This is a genomic window from Burkholderia sp. SIMBA_051 (assembly GCF_046534915.1).
In the GTDB taxonomy this organism is placed as follows: Bacteria; Pseudomonadota; Gammaproteobacteria; order Burkholderiales; family Burkholderiaceae; genus Burkholderia; species Burkholderia ambifaria.
In genome coordinates, this window is sequence record NZ_JAWRXS010000004.1 from 174,389 (window position 1) to 188,860 (window position 14,472).

A 14,472-nucleotide genomic window follows, 5' to 3' on the forward strand; every position below is an offset into this window, starting at 1 on the left:
CCCCATGGTCCCCTGGCTCGGCCCGGACGATCCGTTTCCGCCCGTCGAACGCGCGCTCGGCCCCGCGACCGGCGCGCCGGGGCTGCTCGCCGCGAGTGCCGACCTGCTGCCGTCGCGCCTGATCGAGGCCTACCTGCGCGGCATCTTCCCGTGGTATTCGGACGGCCAGCCCGTGCTGTGGTGGAGCCCCGACCCGCGGATGATCCTCGCACCGGCCGAATTCAAGGTGTCACCGTCGCTGCGCAAGACGCTCAGGCGCGTGCTGCGCGAGCCCGCATGGGAAGTGCGCGTCGACCATGACTTTGCGGGCGTGATGCGCGCGTGCGCGCAGGCGCCGCGCCGCGGGCAGCGCGGCACGTGGATCACGGCCGAGATCATCGACGCCTATACGTCGCTCTACCGCTCCGGCAACGCGCACAGCATCGAGACCTGGCACGACGGGCGCCGCATCGGCGGTCTGTACGGGGTTGCGTTCGGACGGATGTTCTTCGGCGAGTCGATGTACGCGGACGCCACCGATGCGTCGAAGATCGCGCTGGCAACGCTGGTCGCCCACCTTCGCGAGCAGGGGCTGGAAATGATAGACTGCCAGCAGAATACGTCGCATCTAGCGTCGCTCGGTGGCCGCGAGATCGCACGCAAGGCCTTTGTTGCTCACGTGCGCCGCGCGGTGGCCGAACCGCCGATTCCGTGGCAGTTCGACAAGCGCGTGCTCGCCGCGCTGACGGGCCCCGCCGAACCGGCGGCGCCCTCCGGGATCGAGCGCTAGCGCGGCACTCCTTCCCTGCATCGAGAGCTGCCCATGACTCACCCGACTGAGCTGCCGCTTTCACCGCTTTCGGCGCTGCAATTCTATGCAACGGCGCCCTATCCGTGCAGCTATCTGGACGGTCGCATCGCGCGCTCGCAAGTCGCGACGCCGAGCCACCTGATCAACTCCGACATCTATACCGAGCTCGTGAAGGCCGGCTTCCGGCGCTCGGGCGTGTTCACCTATCGCCCGTACTGCGACGGCTGCCGCGCCTGCGTACCGGTGCGCGTGCCGGTCGGCGCGTTCACGCCGTCGCGCACGCAGCGCCGGATGTGGAAGCGGCACCGCGCGCTCGTCGCGACCGTCTCGCCGCTGCACTACGACGAGGAACACTACGCGCTCTACATGCGCTATCAGTCCGCGCGCCACGCGGGCGGCGGCATGGACCGCGACAGCCGCGACCAGTACGAGCAGTTCCTGCTGCAGAGCCGGATCAATTCGCGCCTCGTCGAATTCCGCGACCTCGACGCGCCGGGCGGCGAGCCGGGCAAGCTGCGCATGGTCAGCATGATCGACATCCTCGGCGACGGGCTATCGTCCGTCTACACGTTCTTCGAACCCGACGACCAGCACACGAGCTACGGCACGTACAACATTCTGTGGCAGATCGAACAGGCGAAGAGCCTCGGCCTGCCGTACGTGTATCTCGGCTACTGGATCCGCGAGAGCCCGAAGATGGCCTACAAGGCGAACTTCCATCCGCTCGAAGGGTTGCTCGACGGCCGCTGGAAAGTACTCGATCCCGATCGGGTCGAGCTGCCGCCGGTCGACGCGGCACTGGCGCGCGCGCCGCTGCCGGGTGGACATTCCGGGTCGGGTTGACGATCTGCTCGCGCGGCGCGGCTTCGCGCCTGCAACGGGCACCGTTTCCGCTCGCGCACGCGCCACCGCACCGCAAGAGACGCGCCCCCGCCGGCGCGCGCGAAGCGAAGCCCGCCCGTGCCGCGCAACTCCCGGTAAAATAGCGGGTTGTCATTCATTCCGGCCGTCCGCCCAATTCCCGTGTTCAGTTCCCTCTATCCGCTGGCCCGCGCATCCCTGTTCAAGATGGATGCGGAAGACGCTCACCACCTCACGCTGCGCGCGCTCGGCGCGGCCGGCCGCACGGGCCTTGCCTGCGCGCTGTCGGCCCGCGTGCCCGATGCGCCGCGCACCGTGATGGGGCTCACGTTCCGCAACCCGGTCGGCCTCGCCGCCGGCCTCGACAAGGACGGTGCGGCCATCGACGGCCTCGCGTCGCTCGGCTTCGGCTTCATCGAGGTGGGCACCGTCACGCCGCGCCCGCAGCCGGGCAATCCGCGCCCGCGGATGTTCCGCCTGCCGCAGGCCGACGCGCTGATCAATCGGATGGGCTTCAACAACCACGGCGTCGACCAGTTCGTGAAGAACGTCCAGGCCGCCCGCTATCGCGGCATCCTCGGCCTGAACATCGGCAAGAACGCCGACACGCCGATCGAGCGCGCGGCGGAAGACTACCTCTACTGCCTCGAGCGCGTGTACCCGTTCGCGAGCTACGTGACGATCAACATTTCGTCGCCGAACACGAAGAACCTGCGCCAGCTGCAGGGCGCGGGCGAACTCGACGCGCTGCTCGCCGCGCTGAAGGACAAGCAGCAGCGCCTCGCCGACCTGCACGGCAAGCTCGTGCCGCTCGCGCTGAAGATCGCCCCCGATCTCGACGACGAACAGGTGAAGGAAATCGGCGACACGCTGCTGCGCCACAAGATCGAGGCAGTGATCGCCACCAACACGACGCTGTCGCGCGCGGCCGTGCAGGGCCTGCCGCATGCGGACGAAGCCGGCGGCCTGTCGGGCCGCCCGGTGTTCGACGCGTCGAACGAAGTGATCCGCAAGCTGCATGCGGAAGTCGGCAGCGCGGTGCCGATCATCGGCGTCGGCGGCATTTTCTCGGGCGAAGACGCACGCGTGAAGCTCGCGGCCGGCGCATCGCTCGTCCAGCTGTATACGGGCTTCATCTATCGCGGCCCGGCGCTCGTGGCCGAATGCGTAAAGGCCATCGCGCGCGAACGCACCGCGTAATATAGTCATAAACAAACGGTATTTAGTGGTCGATTGCATTTTTGCTATGATCGACCCCATTGTCAGACTCAAGCCCCGCCGGGGCAAGGAAGCTCACACGATGAAAATTTCGCTGCTGAAGAAGCTGCTCGTCGCCGGCCTGATCGGCACGTCGTTCGCCGCGGCCACCGCGCATGCGGCCGACCTCCTCGACCAGGTCAAGCAACGCGGCACGCTGCGCGTCGGCCTCGAAGGCACGTTCCCGCCGTTCAACTCGAAGAACCCGCAAGGCGAGCTGGTCGGCTTCGACGTCGACATCGCGAAAGCCGTCGCCGCGAAGCTCGGCGTGAAGGCCGAGTTCGTCACGACCGAATGGAGCGGCATCATCGCGGGCCTGCAGGCCGGCAAGTTCGACGTGATCGCCAACCAGGTCGGCATCACCGACAAGCGCAAGGAAACGCTCGACTTCTCGCCGGCGTACACGTACTCGTCCGCGCAGCTGATCCAGCGCAAGGACGATACGCGCCAGTTCAAGTCGCTCGACGACCTGAAGGGCAAGAAGCTCGGCGTCGCGCTCGGCACGAACTACATGGACATGGCGAAGTCGGTGCCCGGCATCGACGTGAAGACGTACCCGGGCGCGCCCGAGTACCTGCGCGACCTCGCGGCGGGCCGTCTCGACGCGGCACTGAACGACCGCCTGATGCTCGCGTATCTGACGAAGAACTCGCAACTGCCGCTGCGCCCGGGCGCGAACGTCGGCTCGGCGAATCCGTCGGGCATCCCGTTCAGGAAGGGCAACCCGAAGTTCCAGAAGGCGATCGACGACGCCATGGCGCAACTCGAGGCCGACGGCACGTTCACGAAGATCTCGGACAAGTGGTTCGGCATCGACGTGACGAAGCCGATCAAGTAAGCACGCCTCTGTTTCCCGCCTGACGGCGGGCCGGAATGGGCGGCATCCGAAACGATGCCGCCCTTTGTTTTATCGGTCCGGTTTATGATTGCGCTTTCGCGCACGCACTCGCTTCGTATTCCATGTCGACAACGTCCCTGCTCGTCCAATCGCTGCCGGTGCTCGCCCAGGGTGCCGTACTGACCGTCAAGTTCGCCGTGCTGTCGATGGTGTTCGGCCTGCTCGGCGCCGTCATGCTCGCGATGATGGGCATCCGGCAAAGCGAACCGCTCGAAGGCTTCGAACGCATCTGGGTCAACGCGCTCGCGTGGCTCGCGCGCGCGTATGTGAGCCTGATGCGCGGCACGCCGCTGCTCGTGCAGATCTTCGTGATTTATTACGGATTGCCGAGCCTCGGCATCTCGCTCGATCCGACGCCGGCCGGCGTCATCGCGCTGTCCGCGAACGTCGCTGCTTACATGTCCGAAAGCATGCGCGGCGCGATCAACGGGATCGCGCGCGGCCAATGGCTGGCCGCCTACAGCCTCGGGCTGTCGTGGGGGCAGACGCTGCGCTACGTGATCGGCCCGCAGGCGCTGCGCATCGCGGTGCCGAGCCTGTCGAACAGCCTGATCAGCCTGATCAAGGACACGTCGCTCGTGTCCGTGATCACCGTGACCGAGCTGCTGCGGAGCGCGCAGGAAGTGATCGCGGCGACCTATCAGCCGTTGCCGCTGTACCTCGCCGCCGCTGCCGTCTACTGGGTGCTGTGCCAGATCCTCGAATGGGTCCAGCGCTGGTACGAAAAGCGCCTGTCGCTGCCCGCGCGGCACTGAGCACGTCGCATCACCCGCCGGGCCGCGGATGCGCGCCCGGCCCCTTCCTTCCCGCCTACTCGCCCGAATAGCGCACGCCGAGCGCCGCGCGCGCCGCGTCGGTCATCGCGATCATCTGTCGTGAATGGTCGTGCGTCATGATCGGGCTCTCCAGTTCACCCGCACGCAGCAGGTCGCAGAAATGCGCGGTCTCGTAGTTCAGGCCGCCACCGTCGAACGGTGCATCGAGTTCGACGGTACGTCCGTCGGCATAGCGAATCGTCGCCCGCGTGGGGTTCCACCACTTCTCGTGAATCGTCACGTGGCCGCCCGCCGCGGCGATCAGCGCGTCGCCGCGTCCCATCACGTCGAGCCCGCAAAAGAGCTGCGCGATGCCGCCATTCGCGTGGCGGCTGTTCAGGCTCGCGAAGACGTCGACGCCCGTCGCGCCGATACGGCCGAGCGTCTGCACATCAAGTGCGGCGCCGAGCCAGTCGACCGCGAGAAACGCTTCGTAGATCCCGATGTCGAGCAGCGCGCCGCCGGCGCGGTCGAGTCGATAGACGGAATGATCGTCCGGCACCGACGACGACGCGCAGCCCGCGCGCACGAGCCGGATCTCGCCGATCGGATCGTCACGCAGGTGCGCACGTAACTGTCGGTACAGCGGAAAGAACGGCGGCTTCATCGCTTCCATGAAGAGCCGTCCGGCAGCGCGCGCCGCGTCCAGCACCGCGTCGAGTTGCGCCGCGTTCAGCGTCGCCGGCTTTTCGCACAGCACGGCCTTGCCGGCGGCGAGCGCCGCCTGCGCGTACTGCGCATGGCTGTCGTGGAGGGTCGCGATGTAGATCGCGTCGATGTCGCTCGCGAGGAGCGCATCGAGGCTGGCCGCGGGCGTGCCGCCGCAGCTGTCGCAGAAGGCGGCTGCCGCGTCGGCGCGGCGTGCCCACACGCCGGCGAGCGCGGCGCCCGGCACGTGAGCGAGGCTTTGCGCGAAACGGCGTGCGATGCTGCCTGCGCCGACGATGCCGAAGCGCACCGGGCGGTTGTCGAGGTCGTTCATCCGGATCTTCCGTGTCGTTCGTATGGCGGTGGCCGACACGCTGCCGGCCGGCCGTCATGATAAACGGCTCGCCGGCTCAGGGCTAAGCGACGCGGGTGGATTCAAGCGCGGGCAGGCACGTCGACGGAGAAATCGCGCGAAATCTCGTCGGCGCTGAAATCGATCAGGGCGAGCGATGCCGCTTCGGCTTCGCGCGGATCGCGGCGTTCGATCGCATCGACGACGCGTGCATGCGCCTTGACCGCGATGTCGTGCGCGCCATCCTTCTGCACGACGCGCGGATTCACGAGCCGCACTGCGCCGCGCACGATCGCCGCCATCTGCTGGAAGAACTGATTGCCGCTCGCTTGAACGATGCGCGTGTGCAGCAGTTCGTCCGCCGTGTCGTAGCCGGGGTCGCCCGGTTGCAGCACCTTGAACGCGTCGAATGCCTCGCGAATGCCCGCGATGTCGACGGCCGTTGCACGCACCGCCGCCTGCGCGGTCGCGCGCGGTTCGATCAGCATCCGGAATTCGATGACGTCGCGCATGAATTGCGGATCCGGTTTCGCGCGAAACCGCCAGCTCACCACGTCTTCGTCGATCATGCGCCAGTCGCGCATCGGTCGAACGCGCGTACCGACTTTCGGACGCACGTCGAGCATGTCGCGCGCAAGCAACATCGACAATGCTTCGCGCATCACCGTGCGGCTCACGTCGAACTCTTTCGACAGCACGTCCTGCGGCGGCAAAATGCCGCCGTACTTGTCCTCGACGATACCCGCGACAAGCCCATCCATCACTTTGGCGACCAGTGACCGGTCTTTGCCCTGCTCCATGACACCTCCCCGTGCGTCGATTTGCGAACACCTGCTCCGCAGTTCCGCCGGCCCTGGTTACGACTGTTCTTATGATCTATAAGTTGATGATTTCGGGGATATTCCGCTATCTGGTAAACACCTGACAGGGTTATCCCTCTTTTGGAAGAGGTGATTTATAAGGCTTCAAAAAAAGCCCGGAAAGCGCGCTGCGCTTGCCGGGCCGGGACTTCCACAAGATTTAACCATGCAATCCATTACGGCTTGTTGACGCCATTACGGACTGCTTCTCATTCAGTCTTGATTAAGCGGGATAAACGATCGTCTCGACGCCGTCCGGCGTGCCGAGCAGGCACAGATTGGCGCCGCGTTCGGCGAACAGGCCGACCGTCACGACGCCCGGCCACGCGTTGACCTGCGCTTCGAAACCGCGCGGATCGGCGATCTGCAGCCCCTTCACGTCGATGATCTCGTTGCCGTTGTCGGTGATGTACGGTGCGCCGTCCTGCGTCACGCGCAGCACCGGCACGCCGCCGAGCGCGGTCACGCGCCGGCCGATCGCCGTGCGCGCCATCGGCACGACCTCGATCGGCAGCGGGAATGCGCCGAGCACCGGCACGCGCTTGCTGCCGTCCGCGATGCAGACGAACGTATCGGCCACCGACGCAACGATCTTTTCGCGCGTCAATGCACCGCCGCCGCCCTTGATCATTGCACCGCTTGCGTCGATCTCGTCGGCGCCATCGACGTACACCTGCAGCGACTCGATCTCGTTCAGGTCGAACACCTTGATGCCGTGCGATTTCAGGCGCTCGGTCGTCGCGACCGAGCTCGACACGGCGCCGCGATAGCGCGATTTGACGGCCGCGAGCGCGTCGATGAAGCAGTTGGCGGTCGAGCCGGTGCCGACGCCGATCACGGCGCCTTCCGGCACGTTCTGGATCACATAATCGGCGGCCGCCTGGCCGACCAGGCGTTTGAGTTCGTCTTGAGTCATGAGGTGGGAATGCAGCGGGATTGCGGAAAACCGCCAGTTTACCGGACTCGCCAGACGCCCCGGGCTTTTTCCGCGCGGATGTCGGCCCCGGACAAGCCGACGGTCACGGCGTGCCGTCGGCAGACGCGTTGTCGGCAGGCGCAGCAGGGAAATACTTGTCGAGGAGCGCCTGTGCGATCGCGTCGGTCTCGGCGTCCGGGTTGCCCGCGTAGTCGGATGGCCGGAAGTGCATCTGGAATGCGGCGAATACGCGGCGCGTGCGCGCGTCGAGCACGCCGTCGGTCGGCACGTCGTAGCCGTAGCGCGCGAGCTTCAGCTGCAATTCGCGCACGTCGACGAACGCGTGTGGATCGCGATCGCCGAGCCGCGCGGCCACGGTCGCATCGTCCGGCCATGCGCCGACGCCGGCCTGCGCGAGCGCATGCCACGGGAACAGCGGACCGGGATCGATCTTGCGTTGCGGTGCGATGTCGCTGTGTCCGACCACGCGCGTCGGTGCAATCCCGTAGCGCGCGACGATATCCTTCGACAGGCGAATCAGCGCATCGACCTGCTCAGGCGAATACGGCTGCCAGGTAAGGTTTTGCGGATCAAGCGGGCCGCGATTCACGTTCTCGATGCCGATCGACGCCGCATTGAGCTCGGTCGTGCGCTGCCATTCGCTGATGCCCGCATGCCATGCGCGCTTCGATTCGGGAACGAGCTGATAGACGACCGGCATCCCGTGTTCGATGCGCGGTTGCGGCGGCACGACGTAGTGGACGCTGACCGAATCGCCGGTCAGCGTGCGCAGCGATTTCGCTTCGTCGCTTTCGGTGTAATGCATCACGAGAAAGCGGATCCGCGCATCGGCGCCGCGCGCGTGCAGGCCCGTGTCGGCGTAGTAGCTGCCGCGCTCGACCAGCGACGGCGACGTGCAGGCGGCCAGCAGGCCAAGGATGGCGCATGATGCGCCGAGGCGAATCAGGGTCATGGTTCGCGAGTTCCGGGGCCGCGTGCCGCGCACAATCGCGGCACGCGTCGTTCGGGTCGTGGCGGCCCGCGCATCGCGCGAGACCGCGTGCGTCTGCCCGTGAGTCGGCCGGAGAATCAGCCGGTGTCAGCCCTTCACGCGCCGCTGCCGCACCGCTTCGTACAGGCACACGCCGCTTGCAACCGACACGTTCAGGCTCTCCACGCTGCCGGCCATCGGGATGCTCATCACGTCGTCGCAGGTGTCGCGCGTAAGCCGGCGCATGCCTTCGCCTTCCGCGCCCATCACGATCGCGACGGGGCCGTCGAGCTTCGTGTCGTACAGCGTCGCCGACGCGTCGTCCGACGTGCCGATGATCCATACGCCCGCTTCCTTCAGCTCGCGCAGCGCGCGGGCGAGGTTCGTGACGGTGATGTACGGCACCGTGTCGGCCGCGCCGCTCGCGACCTTCGCCGCGGTCGCGTTCAGGCCGACCGCGCGGTCACGCGGCGCGATCACCGCATGCGCGCCTGCCGAATCGGCGACACGCAGGCATGCGCCCAGGTTGTGCGGATCGGTGACACCGTCGAGCACCAGCAGAAGCGCCGGGCCCTGGATGCCGTCGAGCAGTTCGGACAGATTCTGCGCGAGCGGGACGTCCTCGACGCGCGCGACGACGCCCTGGTGGCGCTCGGTATGCGCGAGGCCCCACAGGCGGGTTTCGTCGGCCGCGATCAGCCGCACGCCCGCTTCCTTCGCGGTGTGCAGGAAGTCCTGCATGCGGCGGTCGCGGCGCGTCTGGTCGTACAGCACCTCCGCAACCGTCGATGCATCGTGCCGCAAACGTGCGGTCACCGCATGAAAACCGTAAAGAACCTTCAGACGTGACATGACTGGAACAACCTTCGATCAAACGTGCGGCCGCGCGACGTGCGCGGCCGCGATCCATGGAAAAGGAAAGCGCCGCGTTGCCGGCCGATGACCGGTAGAACGCGGCGTCTCTCGATACTGCAAGGGCGTGCGCGTGCGCCGCCCCGAACGCTCAATACTTCTTGCGGGCGTGTGTCTTCTTCGCGGCCGTCTTCGCCGGCGCGCCGCCCTTCTTCTTCGCCGCACGCGTGTCGTTCACCGCGGCGGTCGGTGCGCTGGCCGTGCGCTTGCGACGCGGCGCGGCGTCTTCCGCCGGCGGCAACGAGCGCACGCGCGGGCCGCCGCGATCGTTGCCGTTGCCGACAGCAACCGGCGCCGGTGCGGGACGCGGGGCCTTCACCGGCGTGTCGCGCACGAGGCGGAAGTCAATCTTGCGCGCATCGAGATCGACACGGCTCACCTGCACGCGCACGCGATCCGACAGGCGATAACGGATGCCCGTGCGCTCGCCGCGCAGCTCGTTCTTGATCTCGTCGTACTGGAAGTAGTCCGAGCCGAGTTCCGTGACGTGCACGAGCCCTTCGATGAACAGCGTGTCGAGCTGCACGAAGATGCCGAACGACGTGACGCCGTTCACCATCCCGCCGTATTCCTCGCCGAGTTTGTCGCGCATGAAGTAGCACTTGAGCCAGGCCTCGACGTCGCGCGACGCTTCGTCGGCACGCCGCTCATTCGCCGAGCAATGCAGGCCGAGTTCTTCCCAGATCGCGGTGTTCACGCGCGACCGGCCGCGCGCTTCGTCGTCGGCCTGCTGCATCGCGCGGGCGCGCGGCGACAGCGCGGTGTTCAGCTCGAAGCCGTCCGGCGCCTTCGGCGTGTACTTCTTGCCCGACAGGATCGCGTAGATCGCGCGGTGCGTGAGCAGGTCGGGATAGCGGCGGATCGGGCTCGTGAAGTGCGCGTACGCCTCGTACGCGAGACCGAAGTGGCCGATGTTGTCCGGGCTGTAGACGGCCTGCTGCATCGAGCGCAGCAGCATCGGCTGCAGCATCTGCGCGTCGGGCCGGTCGCGAATCTGCGCCATCAGCGCCGCATAGTCGCTCGCATGCGGCTTCTCGCCGCCGCCGAGCGACAGGCCCATGCCGCGCAGGAACGCGCGCAGGTTCTCGAGCTTTTCCGGCGTCGGCCCCGCGTGCACGCGGTACAGGCCCGCATGCTTGTTGCGCTTCAGGAAGTCAGCCGCGCAGACGTTCGCGGCCAGCATGCATTCCTCGATGAGCTTGTGCGCATCATTGCGCTGACGCGGCACGATCTGTTCGATCTTGCCCTGCGAGTTGCAGACGATGTACGTCTCGGTCGTGTCGAAGTCGATCGCGCCGCGCTTCTGGCGTGCGGCGAACAGCGACTTGTAGACGCCGTACAGGTCCTGCAGGTGCGGCAGCAGGTCCGCGCGGCGCGCGGCCTCCGGCCCCTTCGTGTTCGACAGCACGGCCGCGACTTCGGTGTACGTCAGGCGCGCGGCCGAATGGATGACCGCCGGATAGAACTGGTACGCCTTGATCTCGCCGCGCGCGGTAATCACCATGTCGCACACGAGCACGCAGCGGTCGACCTGCGGATTCAGCGAGCACAGCCCGTTCGACAGCTTCTCCGGCAGCATCGGGATCACGCGGCGCGGGAAATAGACCGACGTGCTGCGCTCCAGCGCGTCGGCATCGAGGCCGCTGCCCGGCTGCACGTAGTGCGACACGTCGGCGATCGCGACGATCAGGCGGTAGCCGTCGCCGCGACCGACCTTGGTCGGCTCGCAGTAGACGGCATCGTCGAAGTCGCGGGCGTCCTCGCCGTCGATCGTCACGAGCGGCACGTCGCGCAAATCGACGCGGAAGCGCAGGTCGGTCGGACGTACCGCGTCCGGCAGTGCGGCGGCATCATTGAGCGCCCGCTGGCCGAATTCGTGCGGCACGCCGTACTTGCGCACGGCGATCTCGATTTCCATGCCCGGATCGTCGATGTCGCCGAGCACTTCGACGACGCGGCCGAGCGGTTGCGAATGGCGGCTCGGGAAGTCGGTCAGTTCGACGACGACGACCTGCCCGACCTTCGCCTTCTTCACGTTCTGCGTGATCAGGATGTCGTGGCCGATGCGCTTGTCTTCGGGGGCGACGATCAGCGCGCCGTTCTCGTTGAGCAGGCGGCCGATCACGCGCTTGTTCGCGCGCTCGGTGACCTCGACGACGTGGCCTTCCGGCCGGCCACGGCGATCGTAGCCGACGATCCGCGCGAGCACGCGGTCGTTGTGCATCACCTTCTGCATCTCGCCGTTCGGCAAGAACAGGTCGTCCTGGCCGTCGTCGCGGATCACGAAGCCGTAGCCGTCGCGATGCCCTTGCACGCGACCGGCAACGAAGTTCGACGGATGAGTGAGCTGGTAGTGGCCGCGCTTGTCGAGGCGGATCTGGCCGTCGCGTTCCATTGCGGCGACACGCCGGAAGAACCCCTCGCGTTCCTGGCGCTTGATCGACAGCGCTTCGGCGATGTCGTTGGCGGCCAGCGGCGCGTCGCTCGTACGCAGCACGCCGAGAATTTCTTCACGGCTCGGAATGGGGTACGGATATTTGCTCAAGGGTTTGTCGATGATTGTTCTCGTTGCGTTGACTGATGGTGCACGGCATCAACATAGAAGTGTCCGTCAGACAGTTCTATAGTGACGGCGGCGGGTCATTCTATCATCCGACAGTGGCGCCAAATAACCGCGAATGCCGCGTGCGGGCACCGCGGCGGCCGGTTCGCGGTGCATCGCAAAAATGTGTTGACACGGATAATTGGGGCGCTATAATTTCGCTTCTTTGCAGCAGGCAACTACTGCAAAACGTGCCCAGGTGGCGGAATTGGTAGACGCACTAGGTTCAGGTCCTAGCGGTGGCAACATCGTGGAGGTTCGAGTCCTCTCCTGGGCACCATCTGTTTTTGAAAAGGTCGGCTTCTAGCCGGCCTTTTTTCATTTGCGGCCCACGAAGCAAAGCGCCTGCGCGCTTTGCGCGAGGACTCGAAAGGCTGCGCTTGCAAGCGCAGCCGGGGTTGCGCATGTGTGACCGAGTCCTCTCCTGGACACCATCTGTTTTTGAAAAGGTCGGCTTCTAGCCGGCCTTTTTTCATTTCCGGCCTCGCATGACGCGCACTGGCCGCGCCATATGCCCGTCACTCCGATCGATAGCAGAATTAATCGGTTATCGATTGCCCTCCCCGTTGGTACGTTAGCCGCGTTGCTTTCAACGAACCCAACAGGGAACCCGCTCCATGACGTCGATGAACCGCCGCGCGTTCGCGCAGGCGATGCTGGCCGCCGGCCTGATCGCCGCCGGCATCCGGACGCACGCCGAGAACACGCCATCCACACTGCGCATCGGTTATCAGAAATCGTCGACGCTCATCACGCTGCTCAAGACGCGCGGCACCCTCGAGCAGTCGCTCGCGCCGCTGGGCCTGCGCGTGTCGTGGCATGAATTCGCGAGCGGCTTGCCGCTGACCGAAGCGCTCAACGTCGGCGCGATCGATTTCAGCGCCGACGTGGCCGACACGGTTCCCGTCTTCGCACAGGCCGCGCATGCGCGATTCGTGTACGTCGCGCAGGAAGCGCCATCGCCCAAAGCGCAAGCCATCATCGTCAAGAACGGCAGCACGCTGCGCACGCTCGCCGACCTCAGGGCCAAGCGCATCGCCGTCACGAAGGCTGCCGGCAGCCACTATCTGCTGCTTGCCGCACTCGCGCACGCCAAGCTCGCCCCGACCGACACCGCGATCCACTACCTGACACCGGCGGACGGCCGCGCGGCGTTCGAGCGCGGCAGCGTCGATGCGTGGATCACGTGGGATCCATATGTCGCGTCCGTCGACGCGAATCCCGACGTGCGGATTCTGGCCGACGGCAACGGGCTTGCTTCGTACCAGCGCTATTACCTCGCGTCGAGCAGCTTTGCCGCCGCGCGCCCCGACGTGATCCAGATCGTCTTCGACCGCCTGTCGCAGGCCGGCGCGTGGCTGCGCGAGCATCAGCAGGAAGCCGCCGATACCCTCGCGCCGATCTGGGGGCTCGACGCGAAGACGATCGAGCGCGCCAACGCGCGACGCAGCTATCTCGTGCGCGCCGTGGTCACGCAGAATTTCGGTGAGCAGCAGAAGATCGCCGATACGTTTCTCGCAGCAGGCTTGCTGCCCGCCCGCGTCCACACGGGCGATGCGTTGCGCTGGAATTTCACGGCCAAGCGCGCGGAGCCGATCGGCGCCTGATGCCCCTCCCATGCAACGCACGATATTTTTATCGCCGTCGATCAAATTGTGTTGACAGCCTCTTCGAACACGCTACAATAGCGGTCTTCGCATCGCAGCAAGCGAAACGTGCCCAGGTGGCGGAATTGGTAGACGCACTAGGTTCAGGTCCTAGCGGTGGCAACATCGTGGAGGTTCGAGTCCTCTCCTGGGCACCAACTGTTTTTGAAAAGGTCGGCTTCTAGCCGGCCTTTTTTCATTTTCGGCGCCGGATTGAACCGCGCGCTTGAGGCGGCGTCTGCTCAGCTCCGACTTCACGACGCATCGGCGATGCGTTGCCGCCCTCGCCCAACGTCCGGGCCCAGCCATCAAATAATTTTGCTCGCAACCCGTTGACAGATCCTTCAGACGCGCTATAATTTCGCTTCTTTGCAGCAGGCAACTACTGCAAAACGTGCCCAGGTGGCGGAATTGGTAGACGCACTAGGTTCAGGTCCTAGCGGTGGCAACATCGTGGAGGTTCGAGTCCTCTCCTGGGCACCATCTGTTTTTGAAAAGGTCGGCTTCTAGCCGGCCTTTTTTCATTTCAGCTTCCGCAAGCGCGATATCGCGTTCACATCGCGACGCACCCACCCCTCCCAATTACGCGCGCCCGGCGTACCGCATCCCGTTCCGCGTCATCTTCGCGCAAGGACAAACTTCCTCGGCCTTCGCGACGAACTCACACGCGTCACCCGCGCTAAGCAAACGATCCGCCGGAATCGCGCTGAAACGGTGCGCTGAGCAGGACCGCAAGATCGGCCAGCACCCCCGATTACGCCCTGGTTGCAACCATCGACGACGCACCCAGAAAACCCATCACACCCGCAAACCCCCGCCCCGCCTGCCTTTCCGGCCGAGGCCGGGATTTCCCTAGGCTGACATGCCGTCGCTCACGCGGTTAAATAAATCAACGTGATTTATTTAATGCGTCGACAGACGACG

General features: G+C 65.9%; 12 protein-coding genes and 3 tRNA genes. 9 read left to right on the plus strand and 6 right to left on the minus strand.

Annotated elements, in window-relative coordinates:
- The first annotated feature begins 4 nt into the window (after positions 1 to 4).
- The 5 genes from aat to SB771_RS11230 all read left to right on the plus strand — a co-directional run bounded on the left by aat (position 5) and on the right by SB771_RS11230 (position 4,561).
- Entirely contained in the window at positions 5 to 769 is a 765-nt protein-coding gene (gene aat / locus SB771_RS11210) for a leucyl/phenylalanyl-tRNA--protein transferase (protein WP_006751027.1), read from the plus strand.
- Positions 770 to 802: 33 nt separating this feature from the next.
- Positions 803 to 1,633: an arginyltransferase gene (locus SB771_RS11215; RefSeq protein WP_126227785.1), complete on the plus strand. Its 831-nt coding sequence runs from the start codon at positions 803 to 805 to the stop codon at positions 1,631 to 1,633.
- A 180-nt stretch (positions 1,634 to 1,813) separates the two neighbouring features.
- Positions 1,814 to 2,851 (plus strand): quinone-dependent dihydroorotate dehydrogenase, encoded by a 1,038-nt coding sequence (locus SB771_RS11220; RefSeq protein WP_006751029.1) that lies wholly within the window; start codon positions 1,814 to 1,816, stop codon positions 2,849 to 2,851.
- A 100-nt stretch (positions 2,852 to 2,951) separates the two neighbouring features.
- Positions 2,952 to 3,746, plus strand: coding sequence for a cystine ABC transporter substrate-binding protein (locus SB771_RS11225; RefSeq protein WP_175660707.1), 795 nt, complete (start codon positions 2,952 to 2,954; stop codon positions 3,744 to 3,746).
- Between the two features lie 122 nt (positions 3,747 to 3,868).
- Positions 3,869 to 4,561, plus strand: coding sequence for an amino acid ABC transporter permease (locus SB771_RS11230; RefSeq protein ID WP_006758016.1), 693 nt, complete (start codon positions 3,869 to 3,871; stop codon positions 4,559 to 4,561).
- Positions 4,562 to 4,616: 55 nt separating this feature from the next.
- On the opposite strand, the gene SB771_RS11235 is transcribed toward SB771_RS11230, so the two are convergent.
- From SB771_RS11235 to rnr, 6 genes are all read right to left on the minus strand, one after another.
- Positions 4,617 to 5,603 (minus strand): Gfo/Idh/MocA family protein, encoded by a 987-nt coding sequence (locus SB771_RS11235; RefSeq protein ID WP_011656752.1) that lies wholly within the window; start codon positions 5,601 to 5,603, stop codon positions 4,617 to 4,619.
- Between the two features lie 101 nt (positions 5,604 to 5,704).
- On the minus strand, positions 5,705 to 6,421 hold the full coding sequence (locus SB771_RS11240; RefSeq protein ID WP_006751033.1) for a FadR/GntR family transcriptional regulator: 717 nt from the start codon (positions 6,419 to 6,421) through the stop codon (positions 5,705 to 5,707).
- Positions 6,422 to 6,704: 283 nt separating this feature from the next.
- On the minus strand, positions 6,705 to 7,397 hold the full coding sequence (gene rpiA, locus SB771_RS11245; RefSeq protein WP_175660706.1) for a ribose-5-phosphate isomerase RpiA: 693 nt from the start codon (positions 7,395 to 7,397) through the stop codon (positions 6,705 to 6,707).
- A gap of 103 nt (positions 7,398 to 7,500) precedes the next feature.
- Positions 7,501 to 8,370, minus strand: a complete 870-nt coding sequence (locus SB771_RS11250) for an N-acetylmuramoyl-L-alanine amidase (RefSeq protein ID WP_175660705.1) — start codon at positions 8,368 to 8,370, stop codon at positions 7,501 to 7,503.
- Between the two features lie 126 nt (positions 8,371 to 8,496).
- A complete protein-coding gene (rlmB, locus tag SB771_RS11255) occupies positions 8,497 to 9,240 on the minus strand; it encodes a 23S rRNA (guanosine(2251)-2'-O)-methyltransferase RlmB (RefSeq protein WP_011656749.1) in 744 nt (247 codons plus the stop codon).
- Between the two features lie 151 nt (positions 9,241 to 9,391).
- The gene (gene rnr, locus SB771_RS11260; protein ID WP_175660704.1) at positions 9,392 to 11,845 is read right to left on the minus strand and encodes a ribonuclease R; all 2,454 of its coding nucleotides are present in this window, start codon (positions 11,843 to 11,845) and stop codon (positions 9,392 to 9,394) included.
- A gap of 250 nt (positions 11,846 to 12,095) precedes the next feature.
- Between rnr and SB771_RS11265 the strand changes: the two genes are divergently transcribed.
- From SB771_RS11265 to SB771_RS11280, 4 genes are all read left to right on the plus strand, one after another.
- Positions 12,096 to 12,182 (plus strand) — tRNA-Leu (locus SB771_RS11265).
- Between the two features lie 337 nt (positions 12,183 to 12,519).
- Positions 12,520 to 13,509: an aliphatic sulfonate ABC transporter substrate-binding protein gene (locus tag SB771_RS11270; protein WP_175660703.1), complete on the plus strand. Its 990-nt coding sequence runs from the start codon at positions 12,520 to 12,522 to the stop codon at positions 13,507 to 13,509.
- Between the two features lie 110 nt (positions 13,510 to 13,619).
- Positions 13,620 to 13,706: transfer RNA gene (locus SB771_RS11275), tRNA-Leu, on the plus strand.
- 238 nt (positions 13,707 to 13,944) lie between these two features.
- Positions 13,945 to 14,031, plus strand: a tRNA-Leu gene (locus tag SB771_RS11280).
- Positions 14,032 to 14,472: the final 441 nt, after the last annotated feature.

Bases quoted from the DNA above. Each gene is read 5' to 3' on its own strand.
- aat (WP_006751027.1), top strand. From the start codon at position 5: ATGGTCCCCTGGCTCGGCCCGGACGATCCGTTTCCGCCCGTCGAACGC.
- SB771_RS11215 (WP_126227785.1), top strand. From the start codon at position 803: ATGACTCACCCGACTGAGCTGCCGCTTTCACCGCTTTCGGCGCTGCAA.
- SB771_RS11225 (WP_175660707.1), top strand. From the start codon at position 2,952: ATGAAAATTTCGCTGCTGAAGAAGCTGCTCGTCGCCGGCCTGATCGGC.
- SB771_RS11230 (WP_006758016.1), top strand. From the start codon at position 3,869: ATGTCGACAACGTCCCTGCTCGTCCAATCGCTGCCGGTGCTCGCCCAG.
- SB771_RS11235 (WP_011656752.1), bottom strand. From the start codon at position 5,603: ATGAACGACCTCGACAACCGCCCGGTGCGCTTCGGCATCGTCGGCGCA.
- SB771_RS11240 (WP_006751033.1), bottom strand. From the start codon at position 6,421: ATGGAGCAGGGCAAAGACCGGTCACTGGTCGCCAAAGTGATGGATGGG.
- rpiA (WP_175660706.1), bottom strand. From the start codon at position 7,397: ATGACTCAAGACGAACTCAAACGCCTGGTCGGCCAGGCGGCCGCCGAT.
- SB771_RS11250 (WP_175660705.1), bottom strand. From the start codon at position 8,370: ATGACCCTGATTCGCCTCGGCGCATCATGCGCCATCCTTGGCCTGCTG.
- rlmB (WP_011656749.1), bottom strand. From the start codon at position 9,240: ATGTCACGTCTGAAGGTTCTTTACGGTTTTCATGCGGTGACCGCACGT.
- SB771_RS11270 (WP_175660703.1), top strand. From the start codon at position 12,520: ATGACGTCGATGAACCGCCGCGCGTTCGCGCAGGCGATGCTGGCCGCC.